General features: G+C 60.5%; 24 protein-coding genes, 1 tRNA gene and 1 pseudogene. 12 read left to right on the top strand and 14 right to left on the bottom strand.

What is annotated here, in order from left to right; translation table 11 throughout:
- Positions 1–6 precede the first annotated feature (6 nt).
- The 3 genes and pseudogenes from AB4M76_RS12795 to AB4M76_RS12785 all read left to right on the top strand — a co-directional run.
- Positions 7–522: a TadE/TadG family type IV pilus assembly protein gene (locus AB4M76_RS12795; RefSeq protein WP_368442261.1), complete on the top strand. Its 516-nt coding sequence runs from the start codon at positions 7–9 to the stop codon at positions 520–522.
- Positions 519–1091 carry a TadE/TadG family type IV pilus assembly protein gene (locus tag AB4M76_RS12790; RefSeq protein ID WP_368442260.1) on the top strand — a complete coding sequence of 191 codons (573 nt, stop codon included), beginning with the start codon at positions 519–521 and terminating at the stop codon, positions 1089–1091. Before AB4M76_RS12795 ends, AB4M76_RS12790 begins: the two co-directional genes overlap by 4 nt.
- Before the next feature lie 241 nt (positions 1092–1332).
- A pseudogene (locus AB4M76_RS12785) lies at positions 1333–1865 on the top strand (transposase); the annotation flags it as partial.
- A gap of 406 nt (positions 1866–2271) precedes the next feature.
- Here the strand turns inward: AB4M76_RS12785 and AB4M76_RS12780 are convergent.
- From AB4M76_RS12780 to AB4M76_RS12755, 6 genes are all read right to left on the bottom strand, one after another.
- Positions 2272–2919 carry a LysR substrate-binding domain-containing protein gene (locus AB4M76_RS12780; RefSeq protein WP_368442259.1) on the bottom strand — a complete coding sequence of 216 codons (648 nt, stop codon included), beginning with the start codon at positions 2917–2919 and terminating at the stop codon, positions 2272–2274.
- Between the two features lie 85 nt (positions 2920–3004).
- Positions 3005–3136 carry a hypothetical protein gene (locus AB4M76_RS12775; protein WP_368442258.1) on the bottom strand — a complete coding sequence of 44 codons (132 nt, stop codon included), beginning with the start codon at positions 3134–3136 and terminating at the stop codon, positions 3005–3007.
- 12 nt (positions 3137–3148) lie between these two features.
- Positions 3149–4012, bottom strand: a complete 864-nt coding sequence (locus AB4M76_RS12770) for a VOC family protein (RefSeq protein ID WP_368442257.1) — start codon at positions 4010–4012, stop codon at positions 3149–3151.
- Positions 4013–4270: 258 nt separating this feature from the next.
- On the bottom strand, positions 4271–5002 hold the full coding sequence (istB, locus tag AB4M76_RS12765; RefSeq protein WP_108485421.1) for an IS21-like element helper ATPase IstB: 732 nt from the start codon (positions 5000–5002) through the stop codon (positions 4271–4273).
- Entirely contained in the window at positions 4999–6498 is a 1500-nt protein-coding gene (gene istA / locus AB4M76_RS12760) for an IS21 family transposase (protein WP_368440290.1), read from the bottom strand. Before istA ends, istB begins: the two co-directional genes overlap by 4 nt.
- A gap of 273 nt (positions 6499–6771) precedes the next feature.
- Positions 6772–7356, bottom strand: coding sequence for a hypothetical protein (locus AB4M76_RS12755; protein ID WP_368442256.1), 585 nt, complete (start codon positions 7354–7356; stop codon positions 6772–6774).
- 466 nt (positions 7357–7822) lie between these two features.
- On the opposite strand from AB4M76_RS12755, the gene AB4M76_RS12750 reads away from it, so the two are divergent.
- Genes AB4M76_RS12750 through AB4M76_RS12740 form a run of 3 tightly spaced genes read left to right on the top strand, consistent with a single transcriptional unit; the run spans position 7823 to position 10334 of the window.
- The gene (locus tag AB4M76_RS12750) at positions 7823–9322 is read left to right on the top strand and encodes a hypothetical protein (protein WP_368442255.1); all 1500 of its coding nucleotides are present in this window, start codon (positions 7823–7825) and stop codon (positions 9320–9322) included.
- 44 nt (positions 9323–9366) lie between these two features.
- Positions 9367–9912 carry a hypothetical protein gene (locus AB4M76_RS12745; protein WP_368442254.1) on the top strand — a complete coding sequence of 182 codons (546 nt, stop codon included), beginning with the start codon at positions 9367–9369 and terminating at the stop codon, positions 9910–9912.
- Positions 9909–10334 (top strand): hypothetical protein, encoded by a 426-nt coding sequence (locus AB4M76_RS12740; protein ID WP_368442252.1) that lies wholly within the window; start codon positions 9909–9911, stop codon positions 10332–10334. The genes AB4M76_RS12745 and AB4M76_RS12740 overlap by 4 nt, the downstream gene beginning before the upstream one ends.
- A gap of 538 nt (positions 10335–10872) precedes the next feature.
- Here AB4M76_RS12740 and AB4M76_RS12735 read toward each other — a convergent pair.
- The 6 genes from AB4M76_RS12735 to AB4M76_RS12710 form a co-directional block, all read right to left on the bottom strand.
- A complete protein-coding gene (locus AB4M76_RS12735; RefSeq protein WP_368442250.1) occupies positions 10873–11157 on the bottom strand; it encodes a hypothetical protein in 285 nt (94 codons plus the stop codon).
- A gap of 834 nt (positions 11158–11991) precedes the next feature.
- Positions 11992–12066: transfer RNA gene (locus AB4M76_RS12730), tRNA-Glu, on the bottom strand.
- Positions 12067–12184: 118 nt separating this feature from the next.
- On the bottom strand, positions 12185–13924 hold the full coding sequence (gene recJ, locus AB4M76_RS12725) for a single-stranded-DNA-specific exonuclease RecJ (protein ID WP_368442249.1): 1740 nt from the start codon (positions 13922–13924) through the stop codon (positions 12185–12187).
- Positions 13925–13965: 41 nt separating this feature from the next.
- Positions 13966–14934, bottom strand: a complete 969-nt coding sequence (gene glpX / locus AB4M76_RS12720; protein ID WP_368442248.1) for a class II fructose-bisphosphatase — start codon at positions 14932–14934, stop codon at positions 13966–13968.
- A 212-nt stretch (positions 14935–15146) separates the two neighbouring features.
- Entirely contained in the window at positions 15147–16433 is a 1287-nt protein-coding gene (locus tag AB4M76_RS12715; RefSeq protein ID WP_368442247.1) for a homoserine dehydrogenase, read from the bottom strand.
- An 85-nt stretch (positions 16434–16518) separates the two neighbouring features.
- Positions 16519–16839: a hypothetical protein gene (locus AB4M76_RS12710; protein ID WP_368442246.1), complete on the bottom strand. Its 321-nt coding sequence runs from the start codon at positions 16837–16839 to the stop codon at positions 16519–16521.
- Positions 16840–16977: 138 nt separating this feature from the next.
- Between AB4M76_RS12710 and AB4M76_RS12705 the strand changes: the two genes are divergently transcribed.
- Entirely contained in the window at positions 16978–17562 is a 585-nt protein-coding gene (locus AB4M76_RS12705) for a TetR/AcrR family transcriptional regulator (RefSeq protein ID WP_368442245.1), read from the top strand.
- Between the two features lie 19 nt (positions 17563–17581).
- On the opposite strand, the gene AB4M76_RS12700 is transcribed toward AB4M76_RS12705, so the two are convergent.
- Positions 17582–18493, bottom strand: a complete 912-nt coding sequence (locus tag AB4M76_RS12700) for a pirin family protein (RefSeq protein ID WP_368442244.1) — start codon at positions 18491–18493, stop codon at positions 17582–17584.
- A gap of 94 nt (positions 18494–18587) precedes the next feature.
- The gene (locus tag AB4M76_RS12695; protein ID WP_368442243.1) at positions 18588–19961 is read right to left on the bottom strand and encodes an L-serine ammonia-lyase; all 1374 of its coding nucleotides are present in this window, start codon (positions 19959–19961) and stop codon (positions 18588–18590) included.
- 209 nt (positions 19962–20170) lie between these two features.
- Here AB4M76_RS12695 and rpiA point away from each other — a divergent pair, with 209 nt between their 5' ends.
- From rpiA to AB4M76_RS12670, 5 genes are all read left to right on the top strand, one after another.
- Complete coding sequence (gene rpiA / locus AB4M76_RS12690; RefSeq protein WP_368442242.1) at positions 20171–20959, top strand: ribose-5-phosphate isomerase RpiA; 789 nt, start codon at positions 20171–20173, stop codon at positions 20957–20959.
- 57 nt (positions 20960–21016) lie between these two features.
- Positions 21017–22396 (top strand): glutathione-disulfide reductase, encoded by a 1380-nt coding sequence (gene gorA / locus AB4M76_RS12685; RefSeq protein WP_368442241.1) that lies wholly within the window; start codon positions 21017–21019, stop codon positions 22394–22396.
- A gap of 68 nt (positions 22397–22464) precedes the next feature.
- Positions 22465–23679, top strand: coding sequence for an FtsH protease activity modulator HflK (gene hflK, locus AB4M76_RS12680; protein WP_368442240.1), 1215 nt, complete (start codon positions 22465–22467; stop codon positions 23677–23679).
- Positions 23679–24746 carry a protease modulator HflC gene (gene hflC / locus AB4M76_RS12675; RefSeq protein ID WP_368442239.1) on the top strand — a complete coding sequence of 356 codons (1068 nt, stop codon included), beginning with the start codon at positions 23679–23681 and terminating at the stop codon, positions 24744–24746. Before hflK ends, hflC begins: the two co-directional genes overlap by 1 nt.
- The gene (locus AB4M76_RS12670) at positions 24743–24937 is read left to right on the top strand and encodes a DUF2065 domain-containing protein (protein WP_368442238.1); all 195 of its coding nucleotides are present in this window, start codon (positions 24743–24745) and stop codon (positions 24935–24937) included. Before hflC ends, AB4M76_RS12670 begins: the two co-directional genes overlap by 4 nt.
- Positions 24938–25029: the final 92 nt, after the last annotated feature.

Here is a 25029-nt window from a genome sequence, read left to right as displayed (position 1 = left end):
AGACGCTTGAAGTCCTTCAAGGCGTCTGAGAGTGGCGCTGTTACGATTGAGTTTGCCATTCTCTTGCCGGTGGTCCTGTATCTCTTTTTCATGGCTATTGAGAGCGGCCTGTGGAGTGCGCGCGAGATAATGCTGCGGCGCGCCACAAATATGGTCGCACGGGATGTGCGTTTGAGTGTTGCCGACCCGCCGGATTATAATGAAATGAAATCCATGATCTGTGAAAAGTCCTTCTTCAATACAGGGTGCATGGATTCCATCCGAATTCAGATGCAGGCTATGCCAATTTCGGAATGGGGGAAGATTTCTGATGTGGCACCCTGCGTGGACCGAGAGGAAGATTTTGACCCGGCCAATACGTTCATGCCAGGACAGCAAAACGAACTCATGATGGTTCGTGTTTGCCGTCTGTTCAATCCTATCTTGCCCGGAACCGGCTTAGGACGGAAGCTGCCGGAAAATTCTGACGGAGAGTATGGCGTGAGGATTACCACCGCATTTGTGACGGAGCCCCGGGGATGAGTGCTATTTCGCGTGTAATTGCGCCTTTCCTTAAAAACGAGGAAGGCAGTCAGTCTATTGAATTGGTGGTGATGGCGCCGCTTCTTGTCTGGGCAATTGTGGCAATGCTCGCTTTCACCGACGCATTTCGAGCAAGAGCGATTGCGGCAGATGCGACATCGGTCATTGCCGATGCCGTATCGAGACAGACCTATCCGATCAATTCGGATTATCTAAGTGGGTTGCAATCTGTAGCCGGTCATTTGACAGGATATGGAGACTCTATTGGGGTAAGAATTACTCAGATCAGTTGTACTAAGAGATGCAGAAAACCCTCGAAACGTGAATTAACGGTATCATTTTCTCAAGGGAAAGGGCTCTCGCCGCTGGGAAACGCCGACTTTAAGAGCGGGGATTTGCGCGAGCGTGTGCCGAGGTTGTCACGAGGAGACCGTATCGTTCTGGTGGAAACTGTCTTTGTGCATAAGCCTTTGATGAATATCGGACTTAAGGAATCTAAAATTGAGATGTCGCAGACCACTCGAATGAGATTTGCACCTCAATTGTGTTGGGAGAGATGTGACGTCTGACCCGTGCTTCGCCGGACCGGGGATTTAAGCTGCTCTATAACCTGCGACCGTCAGAGACCGGATTTTCTGACTGCCTCAAAATGACGAGTTGGCGGAGCCTCCGGGACGCGGGTGCTAATGGCCATACCGCAAGGACCGAACCCCCGGTATTGCTTGGACTTTGTGTTTGACCTGCCCCCCCCCGCGCGAAATCCCTCACCCTAATGTAGAGTCTGCACCCACTTTGAAGGAGCAGACACATGTGGATGAGCCGTTCTCCCGAGGCCAGGTAATCGGGGTGATCAAGGAACAGGAGGCCGGAATGCCGGCTGCGGAGGTGTGTCACAGGCACTGCCTGAGCAGGGCGACGTTCTACAAACTGAAGGCCAAGTATGGCGGCATGGAGGTGTCCGAGGCTGCGAAGGTAAAGATCCTTGGGGACGAGAATGCCAAGCTTAAGCGGCTGCTGGCTGATACGATGCTCGACAACGTCGCATCGAAAGATCTGCCGGAAAAGAACTGACGACATTGATCAAGCGGCGAGACGCGGCGCACCGGGTGATGCGGAATCATGATATCTCGCAGCGCCGGGCGTGTCGGATAGTCGGTGTCGATCCTAAGACTGTAGGGCGAGAACTCCCGCCGAACTGCGCAGACATCCGCAAGGAGATGCAGGTGATCGCCGGCAAGCGGCGCAGGTTCGGCTACAGTCGGATCGGCGTCTTGTTGGAGCGCAAGGGCATGAGCATGAACCCCAAGAAGCTTTACCGGATTTACCGCGAGGAAGGCCTGTCCTTCTGTCAGGAGCAAGAATTATCTTCAAGTGCTTCAGGAAGAAAGTGGCAGCCCGTAGGGGGCTGCCAAAAACGACGAAAACTTCAATGAAATATGGGGCAATGTGGACCACGAGAAGTAGAGTTCGGCCCTATCGCAATCAATGGGTTAGAACGAGGGTGGACCACGGAACTCACGGGGGAATGGAGAGCAGTTCGACTGAAAGGCCCAAGCGAAAACAATGGGCAGGTGCCTTTCAGATTGCCGTTAGAGAAGGAGGAAAATCCTGGGGAAAGGCATGTGGGTTCGCATCATCGACCCCTGCTGCGGCGGCGTATTATTGTCTATTTTGGGTAATCTGCCGTACATCATGTAGGTGTAACGCGAAAAATGGGCTTGGTCCTATAAAGGCGTTAACCGTCTCAGCTCAACGAGCGCTATCCATCAACATCTCCACGAAGGTTTGCGCGGGCGGCGCCAGCACCTGCGACTCGGGCAGCACCAGCTTCAACTCACAGGGAATACTGGGGCTGAAGGGCCGAATTTCGATCTCAAGATTCGAATAGGCGTCGGCTGTCAGAATATCCATTATCGACACGCCCATCCCATTCGCGACCAAACTGCAAATCGGGCCCGTGTAGGTCGAGTCAAATATGACGTTTGGCGTGACATTTGCTTCGTTGAACGCCTTCAGCAGCCGTTTGCGCATCAGGCTGCTCTCGGAAATCAGCAGCAGGGGGATCGTCTTGAGATCCCGCGGCGTAATGGTGTTGAGCTTGGACAGCGCGTGGCCCTTCGGCATGACGCATACAAGATTGGTCTCAGGCATCGTCTTGATCGCGACGCCGTGGACGTTAAGCGGCAAGAGGGCCAGCCCTATATCGCACCGGCCTTTTTCCACATGACCCACGACCTCGGGCGAGGGGCCGCTGATCAAGCTGATCAAGACATCCGGCCAACGCCCGTGAAATGTCTTGATGACTTCGGGGAGGAAAAAATAGGAATGCCCGACCGTGGAAGCGAGGCGGAGCCTTTTCTTGCGGTGGGCGCCGAGTTCGGTGGCGAACTTCACCATCTGTTCAAGCTCTCCGAGACCTGCGCGATCTGCCCGCAATCTTGACATCGTTCCGCAACACTTTTGGCGGCATGCATCCTTCCGCCTACCTGGCAAAGCAGAACCAACCACAGATTTCCACAAGGCGACCGCTGAAGGTCTGCCGGGCAAAGCCGCCCTTTTCGTCCTTGGTCTGGACCGGCTGCCACTCGGCAACCCATTTTCCGTTTCTCAGCATGGTCATCTCCCCTTAGGTCCTGAGCGTGATGGCAGTGCCCCAGGGGTCATGCAGGCTCAGGCTGTCCGTGTTCGTAAAGCTGGCAATGCCGACGCTCTCGACCCGTGCAGCAATGGCCGCGAGGTGGTGCGGGTTCCGGACGAGAATCTCGACGGAATCGAGACCTGTCATACCCTCGGGGCGTTTGCCGGCCCGGCGGCTGTTCCAGATATTGCCGGCAAGCTGGTGATGGTAGCCGCCGCTGCCATAGAAGCTGGCGCCCGGATAGCGCGCCGCGATATCGAGGCCGAGCACGTCGCGGTAGAAGCCATCGGATTCGGCCGTGTCGCCCACCTGAAGGTGGACATGGCCGATGCTGCCTTTGTCGGGGAAGCCTGACCATTCAGTGCCTTCGGCACTTTGCAACAGGTTCGGCAGATCCAGCGGGTCGGTGCTCATCCGGATTTCGCCGTTCTCACCATGCCAGGCCGAGACCGACCGATCCGCATAGACTTCGATACCATTGCCCTCTGGATCGGCAAGGTAGAGCGCCTCGCTGACGATGTGATCCGAGGCCCCCTGGAGCGACACGCCCGCCTCGGCGGCATGGGCAACCCAGCGGGCCAGATCGGAACGGGTCGGCATCAGAAATGCGGTGTGAAAAAGCCCGGCTTGACGCGGATCGAGAGGAGAGAGCGTTGGGTCTCCTTCGAGTTCCAAAAGTGGGGTGCCGCCGACGCCAAGGGTGACGCGATGGTTGCTATTGGTGATCGCGTTGAGACCGAGCACACTTTGGTAGAAGGTGGAGACCACATCGAGATTACGCACCTTGAGTCGGACCACCCCAATGCGCAGTGGTGCCGCATGCATGTCGAAGAATTCGTAGCTATTGGTCATTTCAGGTCTCCTTGGGAAAGAGCACGGCCGCAGGCGGGAGCCCGCGGCCAAAACGGTCGGTTAAGCGAACTGACCGAAGCGACGGTCGAGTTCCGGGATACGTAGCGCGAAGGCTCCGCGCCCCAGAACGGTGTCAATGAGCGTTTAAAAGTGACCCGGTTTCAGCGTTTAATTTTGACCCGCCTATTGGGTGACAAAGCCCCCAGGCGGACCGCCCTCATATAGCGAGTCCGTCTGGGGGCTTTGCTTGCGACGTGGCTATTTTTCTCTGCGACTTTTGCTCTGAGCGAAGCGATATGACGTGTTGCCCGTTTCGATGATGGCACAGTGGTGCGTGACGCGATCCAAGAGCGCAGTTGTCATCTTGGCATCACCGAAGACAGCGACCCATTCCCCGAACTCCAAGTTGGTGGTGATGATGACGCTGGTTTTCTCGTAGAGCTTGCTGATCAGGTGGAACAGCAACGCGCCGCCGGATTTCGGGAACGGGATGTAGCCTAACTCGTCGATGATGACGCAATCCAGGGCAGACAGCTGCCGGATGATCTTCCCGGCATTGCCGTCGGCCTGTTCCTTGATCAGGGCATTGATCAGATCGACCGCGTTGAAGAAGCGGACCTTCTTGCCGTTGTTAATCAATGTGGTTCCAAGCGCGATGGCGATGTGAGTTTTGCCTGTCCCGGTTCCGCCGACCAGGATGAGGTTGTGCGCCTCTTCGGTGAACTGACCCGAGCAGAAGGGTTCGATCTGGGCCTTACTCACCGCGGCCGCGCCGTAATCGAAGGTGGCGAAGTCCTTATGATGGGGGAACTTCGCGATGCGCATTTGATACTGGATGGAACGCACTCGCCGCTCTACAGTTTCCGCGTCGATCAGTTGCTTTATCGCTGTGGTCAGACTTGGTGGCTTGCGCGCGGACAGCAAATCATGGGCGCAAGCTGCCATTCCATGCAGCCTCAAGGCGGTGAGTTGGTCGATGAGAGCGTTCATGCGGCAGCCTCCTCGGCCGAGCAGAGCGCCTCATAGCGCTTGCAGTCGGCCTCGGGCCGCACGGTCAGCTGCGGATAGACATTACCCTCATTCAACGGCGTGATGATTGGCTCCACCAACTGGTTGATCAAATTGGTGATGGCAGGAAGGCGCAACGTGTTTTGTTCAACTGCCAGTTCGCAGGCCGTCTCCACCACCTCGATTCCGTGGTCCTGGGCCAGCAGAAGCAGATCGACGAACTCCCGGTCCCCGCCTTTGCCAGCCATGTAATGCTCCCTGATCCGATGCATGGCCTCAGGCAGTTGCCAGTCCACAAAAGGGGCGCCGTCGCGCAGAGCGCCGGGCTTGCGATCCAGTAGAGGAACATAATGCCAAGGCTCAAAGTAGCTGACGTTGCGGGTGAAGCGACGCTTGTGCTCGGCAATAACGTCCTGGCCTGACACCAGCACGATCCGGCTCGCATAGGCGCGCAAGGAGACATGCTGGCCTGCAAACCGGGAAGGCACGCTATAGCGATTGCTGGCATATTGAACCAGGCAGGTGGAACGGACCCGCACCGTCTTTTCCACATAACCATCAAAAGCCCGCCCCAGGGGGCGCAGCTCGGCGCGCTCATCTTCAAAAACCTCCGCAATCGTGCGGGACGATTGATCAGGATGGGCGCGGCTTGCCAATTCCTCGCAGCGCAGACGCAACCAGTTGTTCAGCCCATCCAGATCATCAAAAGCTGGCATGGGAACAAACAATCGGCCTCGTAAAAAATGGACCTGGTTCTCCACCTGACCTTTCTCCCAACCCGACGCGGGGGTGCAGGCAACCGGCTCCATCACATAATGGTTCATCAACGCCAAGAACCGCGGATGGAACACCCGGTCCTTCGAGCGGGAGACATAGGTCACCATCGTTTTGGGATTGTCGATGATCACCCGTCGCGGAACCCCGCCGTAGAAGGACAGCGCCCGTACAAAAGCATCCAACACCATCTCTTGGCTCTCGCCGGGATAGGCTACGATAAGAGGTTTGCGACTATGGCACAGGCGGAAGTGAGCAACCTTTACCTTCTGCTCGACACCACCGAGAATAACGCGCTCTTCGCTCCAGTCAAACTGGAGCGCATCACCGGCAGCAAAATGCAGGGGGATAAACGCCTCTCCCGATCCAGCATCGGCACGTTTGAGGTCTCGGATAAATCGCTGAACCGGAGAATAGGACCCAGTATACCCTTCCGAGACGAGCTGTTCGTAAAGCTTCGTGGCCGTCCGCCGCTCCCGGCGCGGGCGCTTGTGATCCTGCTCGAAAAGCTCTTGCAGCCGCGCGTCAAATCCATCGCACAGCTTATGCCGGGTCGGTGGCGCTTGCCGTTGATAGCTCGGTGGACTGTCGTCCTTCAGATACTTCTTCACCGTGTTCCGCGACAAACCGGTTGCCCGCGCCACAGATCGGATGCTGCGACCCTCAACCAATATCCAACGACGGATCTTCGATACACTTTCCATCAATATCACCTGCTCATTCCTCCGCGCTATTCAGCGCGGATGCTAACGTGGCAGGTGGGTCAATTTTGCACGCTCATAACCCACCCAAGTGGGTCAATTTCGCACGCCGATTCACATGTAGACGACCCATTCATCAAGCGCCGGCGGATCAGGCGACATAATTCTCGCGGTCGTGGCCAACGCGTGCGCGGCTGACCAAGCCCTAAACACTTTCGATGGTTAAAAATTGTGCGCCCGCCCCCAGATGGAAAGGCGGCGGGCGAAATTACAGTTCTAAGTTAGCTTCTGACGAGCCGTTAAAACTGTACACGTTTGTGTTTCAGGCGAGAGCTTAGCATCGCTTTTCCGGGAGGCAGCTCTCCGTGTCTTCGTGCTCTTCATGCGCGCAGTCTGGCTGGATCGTGCCTTGGTCGAAGGCTTTGGATTTTGCGGACAGGAAGCGGCGGCCAGTTCTTCCTTCGCTTCAAAGGCAGTTTCCATCCAGAACTCCACTTGGGATCTAAGCTTTGTTACATCGTCCATGTGGTGTTTCTGCGCCAATTGCATTTGACGGACATGGTCGGCCATCAGGCCTGCCGAATAGGTGGCGAATAGTTGGCGGATGGTCGTACCGAGCGTCTCCAGTCCCACATTCAGATTTTCGTCGATATCCGAAGGCAGTTCTTCGCGCTCGCCTGAAGGTTGCCTTTCACGAGATTCTTGGTGGGATTTCCAGATGTCTTCGAAGCGGGCGAATTTGCCTACACTTCCAAGAGATTTATAGATTTCCCATGGTTCGATATTGCTACCTGGGTTGTCCATTTCGAGTTTTTGCCCGGCTGCAATGATTGCGTCGCGGGTGTGGATTGCTTTTGCCATTTCATACTCCTTTTTGGTCTGGCAGGAGGGAAATGGGGCTAATTCAGCGCTCACAAAAATACTTATCAAACTTTTTTCACTGATACTGTCGGAAGTAGGCCAGGAAGTAAGTCAGTAGGTGAGTAAGTCAGTAGGTGAGTAAGTCAGTAGGTGAGTAAGTCATTGGTAGCCAAAATAGTAAGTAAGTCCGCTGGCCACTTCAAGCAGCCGGAGGATGCACTGCAAGTGCATAAATGCCGGTCCAATAAGCGGCCTCTGTGTCCACAGATTTGGGGACAGGAGGGCCATCGAAGCTGCTGAAAGCCCTTCGTTTTGAGTGCATCTGTCCGGGGCGTAGGTCCGGTCGATGCATCAAACCCATCGTACCCTTTTCGATCTTCCGCACACAGCCGCAGCAGCGGGTCTCAGGACCGAGGACTATGTCCGCCTCCTGCATCCCCCCGGTAGCCGCGGAAAAGCTACTCTCATGCAATTGGATGGGAAAAACGAAACCTATTCACGGACATATGACACCAGAAACTTGTCCAATATCGTCGGCGCATGGCTGGATGTCTCGGGCTATGTCGCACTCAATCGCTACTTTGGACCACGGGCACGAAATCCGCTGGCGGCGCTCAACGCCCTCTATGTCGATCTGGATTATCACACGCTCCCAGAATGGCGAGGCATTGCGCCTGAAGTCGTAGCTCAGGCTTTTCTTGCGACCGTCGAGGCGATGGGTATCTCATTACCTTCGTTGATTAACGATACCGGGCGGGGCTTGGCCGCAATTTGGCTTATCGACGAGATACCTCGGGGTGCCTTGTCGCGGTGGAAGAGCGTGATGTCCCTGTTGCCAAGCCTCTTCAAAAAATTTGGCGCTGACCGCGCGTGCACTGATGCAGCACGGGTTTTTAGGCTGCCGGGAACGATCAACAAAAAAAGCGGCCGGGAAGTCCGTGTGATCGGAGGTACCTTGCAGCGGCTGGCCTACGATGACCTGGCGGATTGCATATATATTGCTGCTGGCCGACCCACCCGCAGGGAACTGGCAACTAAAAGGGACGCGGCGTCCTCTAAGAAATCGAGCACCTCCAAGAAAACTGGCGCCCTTAGAGGTTTGCCTGCAGCCTTACGGTTTGCGCAGATACGTTCCGACTTGGAGCGCCTCAGCGAGCACTGGGGTGGAGTAGTGCCGGTGGGGAAGCGGAACACATGGCTGCATCTCTTCGCAACCTGTCTAACCCAAGAACACAATGTCGCTGATCTTGAGGACACGCTCAGGACAGTAGCTGCCTTGGCCACGCCCGATCTTAAAGAGAGTGAGGTGGATGCCGTCATCAAGAGTGCCCTCAAGCGGGCAGAGGCGGCTTATGCGTCTAACCCGAATTTAGACGGCCGCTTGAACTACTCGGGCGCCACGGTGGCAGAACTTTTGGACGTGTCGGACCCGCAGGCGCGTCAGTTGCAACTTCGGCAAGTCTACTCGTTAACAGAACGTACCCGCCGAAACAGAGAGAGGTTGACTGCGCGCCGTCGCCAGCGGGGTGTGCAGCCACGCGAAGAGTATCTGGCCGAGCACACGATTTCGGCGCGCAGGCCATGGGTCGATCATGGCATCTCAAGGGCGACCTGGTATCGTCGGGGGTGTCCGCCTCCGCCGAAGGCGCAAGAGCACCACCATACCGCAGATTCCGATGAGACAGGTCTGGTCTCGCTCCCGGGGGGCTTGCCACTCGGGACGACCAGAGAGACCGCCGGAGGCGGGATCTCCAGCCAAAAAAGCCACCCGAACCCCCCGCGGAGAAAACCCAAAGAAAACCGAAACCGGGCGGAACCAGAGAAAACTGGTCCCACATCGGCTCCTAATGCGAGATCGACCTTCGAGGATAAAGATAGGGGGGGAATTTGGTCACCTGGAACCCAGCCATCCGCCTCTGTGCGCATCTCGCGACGCACAGCGGCGGATGGCCAGTTTCCAAGGTGATTTGCCGCGGTCGTCGTGAAAACCAAACATTGCAGGAGCATTTTATGTTTGATCAGAGTATCGCGGAAACCGAGGCTTGGCAGGACAGCCTTTCCCGGGGGGATATCGTCCTCTTCCGTTTCCCAATAGTCGAGAGCGGCCTCGACGCCGCTAAGACGAGACCGTGCTTGGTCTTAGACGTCGAAGATCGCGGCGGGAACCGTCGCGCGACATTGGCCTATGGGACATCCGCGCAGACAGCAGCAAACCGAGGCTACGAGATCTGGGTCAAGCGCCGGTCGTCAATGGCTGTCGCAGGTCTCAATCGCCCAACACGGTTTGTCGGCAGCAGACAAATTTCCGTGCAGCTTTGCGGTGGCGACTTCAAGCTCGGCCCGCAGGGGTCACCCGTGATCGGGCAGTTGGACGACTATCTGCTCGAGCGTATGCATGCCGTCCGCGCGCGCATGCAAGCCGAGCGGGACATTGCGATGGAGGCCCTTCAGGAGAAGCGCGAAGAACGCCAGCGTTGGCTGCGTGAGAATGCAACCTTAGCGAGCCGAGATCTGTCGGCACGCCCCTGGAACGGACTGTGGGAGGGCATCGTATGAATGAACGTGCAAACCACGGTGAACTGACGTTCGGAGCGTTGCTCCTGCAGACCTACGCGCAGTCACGCGAAGTCGCCGCATGCATTCGCGCGGATGTGCTGGGAGCACTCCCGCCATTGTCTCGCAACGGCGCCGAACGACTGCTCCGCGCGATAGCGTCACGACGGATCTTCAACGGCGAGACCCTCGTTGAGATCGAGGTCTTGGCAGTTCGTATCAGAACCATGATCGACAGAGAAACGGAGACGATCGACTGTTGGGACAATGATCCACACAACATGTCCGGACCAGCATTGTGGACGGAGATCCATCGCACGAAGGCTGGTGAAGATCTTTGCAGAGCGAGGGACGCTCTGACCGAATTGGACAGGCTTATTGCTGCAGTACTCGATCATCGCGTTACGGCTCCGTTCGACGACTGAGGCCGCTCTGAAGATTGCAGGGCCGAAGGTCCCGCATAGGCGCGTCGGTTTCCGGTGCTGCTACACTGCCGACGCGCCGACCTACAGCCGCCATGTCACCAGAGCTTAGTTTTCTCATTTCACTTATCCATTTAATTCCAGTTGGTTAGGGGAATAATATGAAAAATTTGCGAAAGTGTTTCTGAACGGGAAAGCTCCGTCCGATCTCCTGAGAAGCTTTTTTTTAGGAGGCCAAAATGCCCGCACCCAAAATTACTCAGGCATCAGTGAGAAACGCAATCGCCGCTGCCACCGCCCATGGCCTCAGTCCATCGGCCATAGTCGTTCACGGAGATGGAAGTGTCAGGCTGGAGTTCTTTGCCCCCAAGCTCGACGGTGCCGCCAATTCAGTGAAGCACCCCGAGCAAAGTCTTCCTAAAAAGTGGAGAGGGTAGTTATGAAGTTTAAGTTTAAAGGATTGCTGCGCGATAAGACCGCAGCAGGCACGATCCGGTGGAGAGTTCGTGTCGAGGGCGACAGGAACAAGAAGATAAGGATTTCAATGGGCCCGGGCGAACCTGGCTTTCACGAGCATTATCATGCTGCGCGTGCCGGGCAAAAGCCCATTGTAGAAAGAGCTGAGCAGTCCAAAAAGGGTACGCTTGACGAGTTGTGCAAGAAGCACCTTGAATGGCTGGAAAGGCAGGTGGCCGCTGGAACTATGTCTTCCAAAACTCACCAAAGCCGCCGAACCGGATTGAAGCAGGCATGCGAGACACTTGATCCAGACGGAGATCGTATGGGCTCGCTCAATTGCGATCTCCCAGAAGAAGCCTTTGTTCATATTCAGGACGCGTTTGGCATTCGCACAGCAGCTGCGGACACCTGCATAAAGGCTTTACGTGCCGCATATAGGTGGGGGGCAAAACGTGGCTTCCCCAAGAACAGCCCTGTATTCGAAGTGGAAAGGGTGCATCTCGAAGGTGGCGGCGCCAAGCCGTGGCGGGCTCAAGATGTTGAGAAATTTCTGGCAACCCACGGTCCTGGTACCATGGCGAGACTGTGGTTTTGTCTCGCGTACGACAGCCACGGCCGTATTGGAGATATGCATCTGCTCGGCTCAAAGAATTTGGTGCAGTACGACGGTGAACGCTACCTTGAATGGCAGCCCGCTAAGCGTGGCTCGGCGTTCGTATCTATACCACTTGGTGAAATGCTCGCCACGGAACTTGAGCTGCACGAGGATCGCGACGTCTTCCTGGCAACCCAGCACGGCAAACCCTTCGCATCGCCCGGTGCGCTCGGCAACCGTGTGCGGGAATGGATCATAGAGGCCGGCCTTTGCGTCGAAGCGAAAGATGCTGACGGCAACTTAATTTACGAGCTCAAGGGCAAACAGAAAACCGTCAAGCGACGCGCCACGCGGTCACAGCATGGTATCCGCAAAGGTATTGCCGAACTTATGGCGGAACGCGGTGCCACGGAGTACGAACTTATGGCTGCGTTCGGCTGGAACGAGGCGAAGACTGCCAGCGTCTACACCAAAAAGTTTCACCGTCGTGGCGCGGCAACAGCGGCATCGAAGCGCATTGCCGAAATGAAAAGTGGACCACGGGAACCAGACTGTGGTCCACATTCGGAACTCAAGGTCAACAAAATAGAGAAATTTGAGGATAAGTGGCAGCCCGTAGGGGAATCGAACCCCTCTTTCCAGGTTGAAAACCTGGCGTCCTAACCGATAGACGAACGGGCCACTCTTTTGTCAGGTCAGTGCAGCGTTTCGTGTGTTGCTACTCTGTCTGTGAGCGGACGTTTAAGTAATACCGCGGGGGGCTGCAAGCGGAAAAATGCAGTTTATCCAGAAAAAGTTCTCAAGCCCGCGCGGCGTCTTCCAAACGCAGTTGTACGGACTGGCGTCCGCGGAAATTGTTAATGTCGAGACGACCTGCCAGATGGAAACGCGCGCTGCCGTGGTTTTCCAGCGCGGGGCCGAGGGGGCCGTCGTAGGCACCGAAGGAAATCGCTTCCAGATTTGCGCCCAGACCATCCCCGAAACTCACTTTCAGGTGGTTCTCGCCCACGCGTTTGGCAAAGCGGATCTGCATGTCTGCGAAAGCATAGCGGGGGGCAGGGGCGCCGGCGCCGAAGGGGCCGGCCTGGTCGACCATCTCGGCCAGCTCTACCGTGGCCGCGCCGGGCATCATCATGCCGCAGAGGTTGAGGTCGGCAGGTCCGGCCAGATGCGCGCCCTGTTTGGTGAGCAATTCGCCTAGGCGTTCCATGGCCACCTCGATCTTGTCTTCCGCCACCGTCAGACCCGCGGCCATCTTGTGACCGCCGCCTTTGATCAGCAGCCCCTCAGCGGCGAGGCGCTGGATCGGGGCGCCGAGGTCGATGCCGCTGATCGAGCGGCCCGAGCCCTTGCCGATGCCGTTTTCGACGCCGATCACGATGGAGGGGCGGTTGGCGGCCTCTTTCAGCCGGGAGGCGACGATCCCCACCACGCCGGGGTGCCAGCCGGGGCCGGCGGCCCATGCCAGGGGGCCGTCAAAGCCGCGTGCTTCGGCCTGTGCCATGGCGCTGGCGCGCACGGCGGCTTCGACCTCGCGGCGGTCGGTGTTGAGCTGGTCGAGCCGCTCTGCGAGGGCGGCGGCCTCATGCGGGTCGGCGGTGGCCAGCAGCCGGGCGCCAAGATCGGCCTGGCCAATGCGCCCGCCCGCGTTGATGCGCGGGCCGAGGAGATAGCCCAGGTGATAGGCGGTGGGGGCCGTGCCCATCCGGGCGACATCGGCCAGCGCTGCAAGGCCGACGCGCGCGCGACGGGCCATGACTTTCAGCCCTTGACGGACAAAGGCCCGGTTGACCCCGATCAGCGGGGCGACATCGGCGACCGTCGCCAGCGCCACAAGGTCGAGCATCCCCATCAGGTCCGGCCCCTTGGCCCCGGCCTCGCGCAGCTGGCGGCCTGCTTCCACGAGCATGAGGAAGACCACAGCCGCGGCACAGAGGTGCGCGAGCGCGCCGTCTTCGTCCTGGCGGTTGGGGTTCACCACGGCCAGCGCCTCGGGCAGGGTTTCGCCGCCCAGATGGTGGTCGAGCACGATGACATCCGCGCCTTTGGCGGCCGCGATGGGGCCATGGGAGAGCGTGCCGCAGTCGACGCAGATGATCAGGTCATGCTCGGCGGCCAGCGCCGACATCGCCGCGTCATTGGGGCCGTAGCCTTCGTCGATCCGGTCGGGAATATAGAGCGTCGCGCGGTGGCCCATGTCGCGCAGCCAGACCAGCAGCAGCGCGGCGGAAGAGCCGCCATCCACGTCATAGTCGGCAAAGATCGCAATGCGTTCGCGGGATTTCAGCGCGGCAAGGAAACGGGTCGCGGCTCGCTCCAAATCGCGCAGGGAGCGCGGGTCGGGCAGCAGATCACGCAGGGCGGGGGCCAGAAAGCCCGCCGCCTCGGTATCGACCACCCCGCGCCGGGCGAGCACTTGGCACACCGGGTCGGGCAGGCCGGCGCGTTGCACCAGCAGTTCGGCGGCGCGGGTCAGTTCCACATCGGGACCAATCCAGCGCCGCCCGGTCAGGGAGGTTTCAACACCGAGAAAACTCATGCGCGCCTCATCTTACCGTTGTATTTGGGACAGAGCCGCGTTCACCCGCCGTTGGTTGGCGTGCGGTAGTTGATCCGACGCACCGAGCCGGTGCGCGAGCGCATGATCAGCGTCTCGGTGGTCAGCCAGCCGGGCTCGCGTTTCACGCCCGGAAGGATGTTGCCGCCGGTGACACCGGTGGCGGCAAAGATCACGTCCTGGGTGACCATTTCGTCGCGGGAGTAGATACGGTCAAGCTCGGTGATCCCGGCCTTGGCGGCACGGCCCTTTTCATCGTCGTTGCGGAACAGCAGACGGCCATACATCTGCCCGCCCATGCATTTCAGCGCCGCAGCGGCCAGCACGCCCTCGGGCGCGCCGCCTTGGCCCATATACATGTCGATCCCGGTTTCGGGATCGGCGCAATGCATGACACCGGCCACGTCGCCGTCGGTGATCAGGCGGATGGCGGCGCCGGTGGCGCGCACTTCGGCGATCATGTCGGTGTGGCGGGGACGCTCAAGGATACAGACGGTGATGTCGGAGGCAGCGCAGCCCTTGGCGCGGGCCAGCGCTTCGACGCGCTCGCCGGGGCTCATTTCGAGGGTGACCACATCCGCCTCAAAGCCGGGGCCGACGGCGAGCTTGTCCATATAGGTGTCGGGCGCGTGCAGCATCGAGCCGCGCGGGCCCATGGCGATCACGGTCAGCGCGTTGGGCATGTCCTTGGCGGTCAGCGTGGTGCCTTCCAGCGGGTCCAGCGCGATGTCCACGCCGGGGCCATTGCCGGTGCCGACCTCTTCGCCGATGTAGAGCATGGGCGCTTCGTCCCGCTCGCCTTCACCGATGACCACGACGCCGGCGATGTCGAGCATGTTGAGCTGTTCGCGCATCGCGTTGACGGCGGCTTGGTCGGCGGCTTTCTCGTCACCTTTGCCGATCAGCTTGGCCGAGGCGAGGGCAGCAGCTTCGGAAACGCGGGCGAGGCCCAGGGATAACATGCGGTCTTGAAATTCGGCGGAAGCGGTCATGGGGTGTCCTTGGGGTCAAAAGGGTTTTCTGTCCTGTAACGCTGTGCGCGTCTCGGGGCAAGGTTTCGGGTCGCGGGCAGGTGCACTTGGCCCGGAAACACGCCGCAGGCGCCGGGCCACCGCCCGCCCGTCCGCCCCGCCAGAGGCGTGCTGTCATTTATGGCGCAGTTTTGGTGCGGCGGGGGGCGGGCGATGGCCCTCAGGGACTGCCCTCAGACCTCTTCGATCCGCAGCGCCACCGGCTCGCCCGCCAGCACGCCGGTCTTATCCATCGCCGCCAAAGCGCTCACCAAAGCATCCCGGTTCGTCTTATGCGTCACGATCAGCACCGGGGCCGAGACATCCGCATGTTCATACTGGCGCATCCGGTAGATGCTGACCCCGGCCTCGCCCAATACCGTGGCGATCTTGGCCAGCGCACCGGGTTTATCAACCAAGGCCATGCGCAGGTAATAGGGCGCAGGGGTCTGGCTGCTGGCGGCGGTGGTCGCCTCCAGCGTCGCTGCGGGCTGGCCAAAGACCGGACCTTGCAGGCCGCGCGCGATGTCGCAGACGTCGGCCATCACGGCACTGGCCGTCGGCCCTTCGCCCGCGCCGGCCCCGCGCAGCACGATCTGCCCCACGGCATCGCCTTCGATCACCACCATATTGGTGCCACCGTCCAACTGCCCCAGGGGCGAGGTCTGCGGTACCAGACAGGGCATCATGCGCTGTTCAAGGCCACGCCCGGTCATCTGCGTCACACCCAAGAGCTTGATCTTATAGCCCATATCAGCGGCCGCGCGGATGTCCTCAATGGCGATCCGCTCGATCCCTTCAAGCTGGATGCCGTCGAAGTCGATCTTGGTGCCAAAGGCGATCGACGACAGGATCGCCAGCTTATGCGCCGCATCAATGCCGCCCACATCAAGCTGCGGATCGGCTTCGAGATAGCCCAGCCCATCGGCCTCGGCGAAGATCTCCTGATAGGATTTCCCGGCATCTTCCATCCGGGTCAGGATGTAATTGCACGAGCCGTTCATCACCCCCATGATCCGGGTGATGCCGTTGCCCGCAAGCCCTTCCATCAGCGTTTTGATCACCGGAATCCCGCCTGCCACGGCGGCCTCAAAGCGCAGGGCGACTTGCGCCGCTTCGGCCTGTTCGGCCAGAGCCTGACCATGCAGGGCCAGCATCGCCTTATTGGCGGTTACGACATGTTTGCCCGCGGCCAATGCGGCTTCGGTCGCGGCCTTTGCCGGGCCATCGGCGCCGCCCATCAGCTCGACAAAAACGTCCACATCCTCCCGCGTGGCCAGTTTGACCGGATCATCTTCCCAGTCATAGGCCGAAAGCGACAGCCCGCGATCCTTGTTGCGGGTGCGCGCGGAGACCGCCGAGACCCCAATTTTACGCCCTGTCCGGGCCTCCAGAAGCGCGGCCTGCTGGCGCAAAATGCGCAGCACACCGACGCCGACGGTTCCCAATCCGGCAATCCCAAGGCGAAGCGGCTGTGACATGGGGGGGGATCCTTTTGGGTTAGAGGGCTGTAATTGCATGCGATGTAGCCGGTTCAGCCGCAACCTGCAACGCGGCAAAATGGGGCTATTGTGCCGGTTCGTCTTCCAGCCGCTCGCGCTCTGGCGGTGTCAGACCGGCCTGGCGCAACTGTGCTGCCCGCGCCCGCAACCGGGCGAGCCGGTCCGCTGCTGCTTGGTCTGTGCGGGCCCCGCCGATGCGATTGGCGCGCGTCTCCAGCCGGGCTGCGCGTCCGGTGAGCTGCGCTTCGGTCTGCCGGGGATCGATCCGCCCCGCCTCGGCCTGTGCCAAAAGCGGGTCGATCGGCACCAGATCGGGGTAATCCGCCGCCTCCATCTCGGGCGTGATCGTGCGGTCCAGCGCGGGAAACTGCGTGCAACCGCCCAACAGTACCGCCCCCAGCAAAAGGGTGGCAAAGGACAGCGAAGGGGGCGCAGATCGACAAGGCATGATGTGTTCTGCACCAGCGCAGGGAAGGGCGCAAGCGGGGTTTGCTTTTGAACGCTTGTTCATTAAATTGCTCGCATGGCACGAACGACAGGCTCTCATTCCGATATCACCGGCCCGCGCGTCCGCGCGGCGGCCCTGCGGCTCTTTGCGGCAGGGGGCTATGCGGCGGTGTCGATGCGGGCCATCGCGGCCGAGGTCGGGGTGCAGGCCGGGGCGCTCTATAACTACACGCCCGACAAGCAAAGCCTGCTGTTCGATCTGATGCAGGGGCATATGGCCGACCTGCTGGCCCAAACGCCTGCGCAGAGCGGCCGCTCACCGATGCAGCAGTTGCAGGATTTCGTCGCCTTCCACATCCGCTTTCACGCGGACCGGCCCGATGAGGTCTTCATCGCCTATATGGAGTTGCGCAATCTCAGCCCCGAGAACTTTGCGGTGATCGAAGGGCTGCGGCGTGAATATGAGGACCGGCTTGAAACCATCCTGCGGGCCGGGGCCGCATCGGGGGATTTCGCGGTCTCTGACAGCAAGATCGTCACGCTGGCCATCATCGCCATGCTTACCGGGGTGAACACGTGGTACCGCGCCGGGGGGCGTCTGTCGCTCGACGAAGTCGTGGCGCAATATTGGGATATGGTGCGCAAGGCCGTGACTGCCTGAAGAGCCACGGCCTCCTGCGTTAATGGGCGGGGCGGATGAAGGTCCCGTTGTTGAGGTCGCGCATCGCCTGCTGCAACTCGGCGCGGGTGTTCATCACGATCGGCCCGTGCCAGGCCACCGGCTCCTCGATCGGCGCGCCAGAGATCAGCAGGAAGCGTAGGCCGTCCTCACCGGCCTGAACCGTCACCTCATCGCCGGTGCCAAAGCGGATCAGGGTGCGGTCGCCCGACATATCGCGGATGTTGACCTCCTCGCCGCCCACCTCTTTCTCCAGCAACACGCCCGAGGGGGCCGAGGCATCGGCAAAAGCCCCCGCCCCTTGGAAGACATAGGCGAAGGCCCGGCGGTAGGTGTCGATCTTGAAGGTCTTCTTGACCCCTGCAGGCACGAAGACATCGAGATACTGCGGATCAGCGGCAATCCCATCCACCGGGCCACGTTGGCCCCAGAACTCTCCGGTGATCACCTTGACCTGCGTGCCGTCGTCGTCGGTCACCACGGGAATGTCACTGGCTTTCATATCCTGATAGCGCGGCGCGGTCATCTTCTGCGCCGAGGGCAGGTTGCCCCATAGCTGGAAGCCATGCATCTGTCCTTTGGCATTCCCGCGCGGCATCTCTTGGTGCAGAATGCCCGAGCCGGCGGTCATCCACTGCACGTCGCCCGCGTTCAGATCACCGGTGTTGCCCAGCGAATCCGCATGGGCCACGGTGCCCTCGAGCACATAGGTGATCGTCTCGATCCCCCGGTGCGGGTGCCATGGGAAGCCTTGCGCGTAATCCTCCGGACGCTCATTGCGGAAGTCATCGAACAGCAGAAAGGGGTCAAGCTCGGACGGGTCCTGAAAGCCGAAAGCGCGGTGCAGTTTTACCCCGGCACCTTCCATCGTGGGAACGGCGCGGCGGGTTTCCAATGTGGGTCTAAGGGACATGGTGCTCTCCTTTGCGATTGCTTGGGAGATAGGCGGCGGCGGAGACCTTAACAATTGGCCCCGGCGAACGGGGCCTGTGCAAATTTGCGCAGCTTCAGCAGTTGGGCACGTTCACCGCCAGACCACCCAGCGAGGTTTCCTTGTATTTCTCCGCCATATCGTCGCCGGTCTGGCGCATGGTCTCGATACAGGCATCCAGCGGCACCAGATGGGTGCCATCCCCGCGCAGCGCCAAGGATGCCGCCGACACGGCCTTGATCGCCCCCAGCCCATTGCGTTCGATACAGGGCACCTGCACCAGCCCTTTGACCGGGTCGCAGGTCATGCCCAAATGATGCTCCAGCGCGATTTCCGCGGCATTCTCGATCTGCTCCGGCGTGCCGCCCATCACGGCGCAAAGCCCGGCGGCGGACATCGCGGCGGCAGAGCCCACCTCGGCCTGACAGCCCGCCTCGGCCCCCGAAATCGAGGCGTTGTATTTCACCAGCCCGCCAATCGCGGCGGCGGTGAGCAGGAAATCTTCGATATGCGCCTCGGACGCGCCGGGCACATGGTCGAGGTAATAGCGCAATGTCGCAGGCATCACCCCCGCCGCGCCATTGGTGGGGGCGGTGACGACCTGACCGCCGGCGGCGTTTTCCTCGTTCACCGCCATGGCATAGACGCTCATCCAATCGTTGATCGTATGCGGCGCCGACTGGTTCTGCCCGCGCTCGGCCATCAGCGCGTCATAGATGCCCTTGGCGCGGCGTTTGACCTGCAGACCGCCGGGCAGGGTGCCGTCGGTGGTGAGCCCCCGGTCGATACAATCCCGCATCACCTGCCAAAGCCGCGCGCTGCCCTCGCGCAGGTGTTTCGCCCCGCCGCGGGCCTCTTCATTGGCGCGTTTCATGCCGGCGATGGTCTTTCCCGATTTGCGGGACATTTCAAGCATTTCGGCGGCGGACTTGAAGGGAAAGGGCACCGGCGCGCCCTCGTCGGTATCCTTGCCCGCGGCCAGTTCCTTCTCGGTCATCACAAAGCCGCCGCCGATGGAATAATAGGTCTCGCGCAGGGTCACATCGCCCTGCGCATCGGTCGCCATCAGCATCATGCCATTGGCATGGCCCGCGAGCTTGGTGTCGTAGTCAAAGATCATGTCCTGCGCCGGGTCGAAGCGCAGCTCCGGCAGCCCTTCAGCGGTGATGCGTCGGGTCTGTTTGATCTCTTCCAGCGTCCGCTCCGCCGCCTCGGCGTCATACTCCTCGGGCGTGAACCCGGCGAGGCCGAGGATCGTGGCGCGGTCGGTCGCATGACCCACCCCGGTAAAGGCCAGACTGCCGTGCAGCGAGGCGCGCAGCCCTGCAAACTGGAACGGCGAGGCACGCATCAGATCAAGAAAGCGGCCGGCGGCGACCATCGGCCCCATCGTATGCGAGGAAGACGGGCCGATGCCCACTTTGAACATGTCGAAAACCGAAAGAAACATGAGCTGGCGGACCCTTCCAATGCGCTGCCTGTCGAGGGACAGTGGAAAATGTATCGCCCAGACCTTCGGCACATTGCAAGGCGACTGTCGTCGAGAGGGCGCAGGGACGGTGTCAGGGGCGGGGAAGCGCCCGAAAACCGGTGACTTGCCCCTCGCACCCTATGCCAATTGGCCCTATAACGCCCCAAACGCCTGAAGGGAGCTGCCCCATGTCCGGAGAACTTTCACCCATCGACAAGGCCAAATTCGTCGCCGCGAAACGGGCGGCGGAATTTGTCGAGGACGGGATGCGCGTCGGTCTGGGAACCGGCTCCACCGCCGCGTGGCTGGTGCGCTGTCTGGGCGAGATGGTGCGCGATGACGGGCTGCGCATCAAGGGGGTGCCGACCTCGACCCGCACGGCACAGCTCGCGCGGGAGGTGGGGATCGAGGTGATCTCGCTCGATGAGGCGAAATGGCTCGACCTGACGATTGACGGGGCCGATGAATTTGACGTCGATCTGAACCTGATCAAAGGCGGCGGCGGGGCGCTGTTGCAGGAAAAGATCGTCGCCACCGCCAGCGACCAGATGGTGGTGATCGCCGATGTCGGCAAAGAGGTGCAGCATCTGGGCAGTTTCCCTCTGCCGATCGAGGTGATTCCCTTTGGCTGGCAGACCACGCAGGCGCTGGTCGAAGAGACGCTGATCTCGATGGATGTGCTGGGCCGAAGCTCGACCCTGCGGATGAACGGTGAGGTGCCTTTCATTACCGATGAGGGGAACTACATCCTCGACCTGCGGTTGGGCCGGATCGGCAATGCGCGGCAACTGGCGCTGGTGCTGAACCAGATGCCCGGCGTCGTGGAAAACGGGCTGTTCATCGACATCTGTGACGCGGTTGTGATCGGTTACGGGGATGGCAGGGTCGAGGTGCGCGACATAAATGAAGGCACCGTGGCGACGGACCGTTTGGAATTTGTCGAGACCGACAATCTGTTCTCCGACCTGAACGACTGACGCGAGCGACACCGCGCGATGGACGCGCAAGAGCAACTAATGTGAAAGAGGCACTTAATGGCCAATAAAGACTTCGACTACGACCTATTTGTCATCGGTGGCGGCTCGGGCGGTGTGCGCGCGGCGCGTGTGGCGGCGGGCCAGCATGACGCCAAGGTCGGGCTGGCCGAAGAGGACCGCTATGGCGGCACCTGTGTGATCCGGGGCTGCGTGCCGAAAAAGCTGATGGTTTTTGCCTCCGGCTATGCCGATGTGGTCGATGAGGCCAAGCATTTTGGCTGGGATCTGAAGACCGGGCCGTTTGATTGGCATGACTTCAAAGGCCGTCTGCACGAAGAGCTCGACCGTCTTGAAGGCGTCTATCGCAAGCTGCTCAAGAACTCTGGGGTCGATACTTTTGACGCCCGCGCCCAGATCAAGGACGCGCATACGGTGGCCCTGTCCGACGGCAGCGAGAAGACCGCGAAACATATCCTGATTGCCACCGGCGGCCGCCCGGTGCGCCCCGATATGAAGAACGCGGAACATGGCTTGGTGTCGGATGATCTCTTCGATCTGGAAAAGCTGCCCAAGTCGATCCTGATCATCGGCGGCGGCTATATCGCCTGTGAATTTGCCTGTATTCTGAACGGGTTGGGCGTCGAAGTGACGCAATACTACCGCGGCGCGCAGATCCTGCGCGGCTTTGACGATGAGGCCCGTGGCATGGTGGCGGAGATGATGCAGGAAAAAGGCATCGATCTGCATCTTGGCACCAATATCATGGAGCTGACGCCCGAGCATGAAGATGGCCGTGGCCCGATGCGGGTGAAGCCGACCAATGGCGTCGAGAAAATGTTCGATCAGGTGCTCTTTGCCACTGGCCGCCGCCCCAACAGCGACGACATGGGGCTTGAGGAAGTGGGCGTCACACGGGGCCGTGGCGGCGAGATCGAGGTCGATGAATACAGCCAGACCGCTGTGCCATCGATCTATGCCATCGGCGATGTCACCGACCGGATCAACCTGACGCCGGTAGCGATCCGCGAAGGCATGGCCTTTGTCGAGACCGTCTTTGGCGGCAATCCGACTCCGGTGGATCATGACCTCGTGCCTTCCGCGATCTTCACCCAGCCCGAGATGGGCACCGTGGGGCTGAGCGAGGAGGCGGCGCGCGACAGGGGGCCGATCGAGGTCTATGCGACCTCCTTCAAACCGATGCAGGGCGCCTTTGCCGGCAAGACCGACCGGGTGCTGATGAAGCTCATTGTGGATGCTGAAACCCGTGTGGTGCTGGGCTGTCATATCGTCGCACCCAATGCGGGCGAATTGATCCAGATGGTGGGCATCGCGGTCAAGATGGGGGCCACCAAAGAGCAATTCGACGACACTTGTGCCGTGCATCCCACGATGTCCGAGGAACTGGTGACCATGCGTGAACCGGTGCGAAGCGCTTGAATTTCGCGCCCGCGCATACGACTTTAAGACCAACAGGCCGCAGGTGCGGCTCAGAGGGGAAAACATAGATGGCAGGAAATTCGCAAGGCCCATGGGGCGGCGGAGGTGGTGGCAACCGCGGTGACGGGGGCAACCAAGGCAGTGGCGGGCGCAATCAGGGCCCGGAACGCCCACGCGGGCCCGGCAATGGCCGTCCGCAAGGGTCCGAGATTGACGAGCTGGTGCGCAAGGGCCAGGAGCAGCTGCGCGTCCTGATGGGCGGCCGCGGTGGGGATCGCGGCAATGGGTCCGGCGGCGGTGGCCGTGGCCCCGGTGGGCCGGGTGTCACCCGCAGCACCGTGGGCTTGGCCGTGCTGGCCGGTGTGGCGCTCTGGGGCTTTGCCAGCTTCTACACCGTGCGGCCTGAACAGCAGTCGATCGAGTTGTTCTTGGGTGAATTTTCCGGCATCGGCACCGAGGGTCTGAACTTTGCCCCCTGGCCGCTGGTCACCGCAGAGGTCTTTGACGTCACCACCAACCGCACCGAGGAACTCGGCGTGCGGCGCGGCGGCGGCGGCAACGAAGGCCTGATGCTGACCACCGACGAAAACATCGTCGACATCGACTTTCAGGTGGTCTGGAACATCAAGAACGCCCGCGATTTCAAATTCTCGCTGCGCGATCCCGAGGCTTCGGTCCGGGCGATTTCCGAATCCGCCATGCGTGAGGTCATCGCCCAATCCGAACTCGCACCGATCCTGAACCGGGATCGGGGCGCTGTGGCGGACCGGGTCAAGGAGCTTATCCAGAACACGCTCGACAACCGCAACACCGGGATCAACGTCTTGCGTGTCAACGTGAACAAGGTCGACCCGCCGAGCCAGACCGTGCAGGTGACGGATGCCAACGGCAATACCACGACGCAGTCCGTCGTTGACGCCTTCCGCGACGTGCAGGCGGCAGAGCAGGAACGCGACCGGGTCGAGCGTCAGGCGGATGCCTATGCCAACCGCCGCACGGCCGAGGCGCGGGGTGAATCCGCGCAGCTTCTCGAAGCCGCCGAAGGCTACCGCGCCCGCGTCGTGAACGACGCTGTGGGTGAGGCGAGCCGCTTTGAGGCTGTGCTCAAGGAATATCTCGACGCCCCCGAAGTGACGCGCAAACGTCTGTATCTTGAAACCATGGAAAAGGTGCTGGGCGACGTGGATAAGATCATCCTCGAAAACGGCAGCGGCCAAGGCGGGCAGGGGGTTGTCCCCTATCTGCCGCTCAATGAATTGCGGCGCAGCGGAGGGTCGAACTGATGCGGAAACTAAATCTTCTGATCCCCGTCGTGATCATCGCCATCGTGGCGGTGCTGTCGGCAGTCTTTGTTGTGGACGAGCGTGAAAAGGCGCTGGTGCTGCGTTTTGGTCAGATCAAACAGGTGCGCAATGAGCCGGGCATCGGTTTCAAGGTGCCGCTGCTGGACGAGGTGGTGCGCTACGAAGACCGTATTCTGTCGCTGGAAACCCCGGTGATCGAAGTCACCCCCGCCGATGACCGTCGTCTTGAGATCGACGCCTTCGTGCTCTACCGGATCGACGACATGGTGCAGTACCGCCAAGCCCTTGGCGCCGGCGGCGAGCGTCAGGCCGAAAGCGAGATGGGCGGCATCATGGAAAGCCAAATCCGCGCCGTGCTCGGTTCGCAGGGGGTGACATCGAACACCATCCTCTCGCCGGAACGGGCCGACCTGATGGAGCAAATCCGCGCCCGTGCCGATGCCCGCGCACAGGCGCTTGGCCTCAAGGTTGTCGACGTGCGTCTGCGCCAGACCAATCTGCCCGAGCAGAACTTTGACGCGACCTTGCAGCGTATGATCGCCGAGCGCGAACGTGAAGCCACCGATGAACGCGCTCGCGGCCGTGAAGCGGCGCAGCGGGTGATCGCTCTGGCCGACCGGACCTATGAGGAAATCCTCTCGGAAGCCCGCCGGGACGCGCGGATCATCGAAGGTGAAGCCGACGCGCAGCGCAACAACATTTTTGCCCAGGCCTATGGTCAGGATCAGGAGTTCTTTGAATTCTACCGCTCTCTCACGGCCTACGAAGAGGCGCTGAAGGGTCAGAACTCGACCCTGGTGATGTCGCCTGAGAATGAGTTCTTCAACTACCTGCGGTCGGATCGCAGCGCCTCTGCCCCGTCGATTGGGGGCGCCGCGGCGACCCCGGCTGACAGCGCTGAGGAGCCCACCTCTGTCGCGCCTGTTGAAGAGCCGCAAGCGGTGGCGCCAGAGAACGAAGAGACCCTTGAAGATGTGACGGCGGTTGAAGAAGCACCTGCCGCGCAAGAGGCCGAGGCGCTGCAGCCGGAGACCTTGCAGGAATGAGCCTGCTTTTGCTGGCGATCGGGTCGGTGATGATATTGGAGGGGCTGGTCTATGCACTGGCCCCTTCGCTTTTGGAGCAGATGCTGGAGTTTCTGCGCCGCCTGCCTGAAGCGGCGATACGCCAGATGGGGGCGCTGGTGGTCGTGGGCGGGTTGATCCTGGTCTGGCTGGCTTTCCAGCTTGGCATCTGACCCCGCCGTTTGGTCTTGGCACAATTGCAGCGGCCTTCGCCTGCTCAGCTGACACGCGCAGCGCATCCTTCACGCAGGTTTCACAAGAACCT

This window comes from Sulfitobacter sp. PS-8MA (assembly GCF_040933935.1).
Lineage (GTDB): Bacteria > Pseudomonadota > Alphaproteobacteria > Rhodobacterales > Rhodobacteraceae > Sulfitobacter.
Note: the sequence above shows the minus strand (reverse complement) of the source record. Positions and strands in the feature narration are given on the sequence as shown.

Coding starts and splice junctions, on each gene's coding strand:
- AB4M76_RS12790 (WP_368442260.1), top strand. CDS start 519: ATGAGTGCTATTTCGCGTGTAATTGCGCCTTTCCTTAAAAACGAGGAA.
- AB4M76_RS12780 (WP_368442259.1), bottom strand. CDS start 2,919: ATGGTGAAGTTCGCCACCGAACTCGGCGCCCACCGCAAGAAAAGGCTC.
- AB4M76_RS12775 (WP_368442258.1), bottom strand. CDS start 3,136: ATGCTGAGAAACGGAAAATGGGTTGCCGAGTGGCAGCCGGTCCAGACC.
- AB4M76_RS12770 (WP_368442257.1), bottom strand. CDS start 4,012: ATGACCAATAGCTACGAATTCTTCGACATGCATGCGGCACCACTGCGC.
- istB (WP_108485421.1), bottom strand. CDS start 5,002: ATGAACGCTCTCATCGACCAACTCACCGCCTTGAGGCTGCATGGAATG.
- istA (WP_368440290.1), bottom strand. CDS start 6,498: ATGGAAAGTGTATCGAAGATCCGTCGTTGGATATTGGTTGAGGGTCGC.
- AB4M76_RS12755 (WP_368442256.1), bottom strand. CDS start 7,356: ATGGCAAAAGCAATCCACACCCGCGACGCAATCATTGCAGCCGGGCAA.
- AB4M76_RS12750 (WP_368442255.1), top strand. CDS start 7,823: ATGCAATTGGATGGGAAAAACGAAACCTATTCACGGACATATGACACC.
- AB4M76_RS12745 (WP_368442254.1), top strand. CDS start 9,367: ATGTTTGATCAGAGTATCGCGGAAACCGAGGCTTGGCAGGACAGCCTT.
- AB4M76_RS12740 (WP_368442252.1), top strand. CDS start 9,909: ATGAATGAACGTGCAAACCACGGTGAACTGACGTTCGGAGCGTTGCTC.
- AB4M76_RS12735 (WP_368442250.1), bottom strand. CDS start 11,157: ATGAACAAAGGCTTCTTCTGGGAGATCGCAATTGAGCGAGCCCATACG.
- recJ (WP_368442249.1), bottom strand. CDS start 13,924: ATGAGTTTTCTCGGTGTTGAAACCTCCCTGACCGGGCGGCGCTGGATT.
- glpX (WP_368442248.1), bottom strand. CDS start 14,934: ATGACCGCTTCCGCCGAATTTCAAGACCGCATGTTATCCCTGGGCCTC.
- AB4M76_RS12715 (WP_368442247.1), bottom strand. CDS start 16,433: ATGTCACAGCCGCTTCGCCTTGGGATTGCCGGATTGGGAACCGTCGGC.
- AB4M76_RS12705 (WP_368442245.1), top strand. CDS start 16,978: ATGGCACGAACGACAGGCTCTCATTCCGATATCACCGGCCCGCGCGTC.
- AB4M76_RS12700 (WP_368442244.1), bottom strand. CDS start 18,493: ATGTCCCTTAGACCCACATTGGAAACCCGCCGCGCCGTTCCCACGATG.
- AB4M76_RS12695 (WP_368442243.1), bottom strand. CDS start 19,961: ATGTTTCTTTCGGTTTTCGACATGTTCAAAGTGGGCATCGGCCCGTCT.
- rpiA (WP_368442242.1), top strand. CDS start 20,171: ATGTCCGGAGAACTTTCACCCATCGACAAGGCCAAATTCGTCGCCGCG.
- gorA (WP_368442241.1), top strand. CDS start 21,017: ATGGCCAATAAAGACTTCGACTACGACCTATTTGTCATCGGTGGCGGC.
- hflK (WP_368442240.1), top strand. CDS start 22,465: ATGGCAGGAAATTCGCAAGGCCCATGGGGCGGCGGAGGTGGTGGCAAC.
- hflC (WP_368442239.1), top strand. CDS start 23,679: ATGCGGAAACTAAATCTTCTGATCCCCGTCGTGATCATCGCCATCGTG.
- AB4M76_RS12670 (WP_368442238.1), top strand. CDS start 24,743: ATGAGCCTGCTTTTGCTGGCGATCGGGTCGGTGATGATATTGGAGGGG.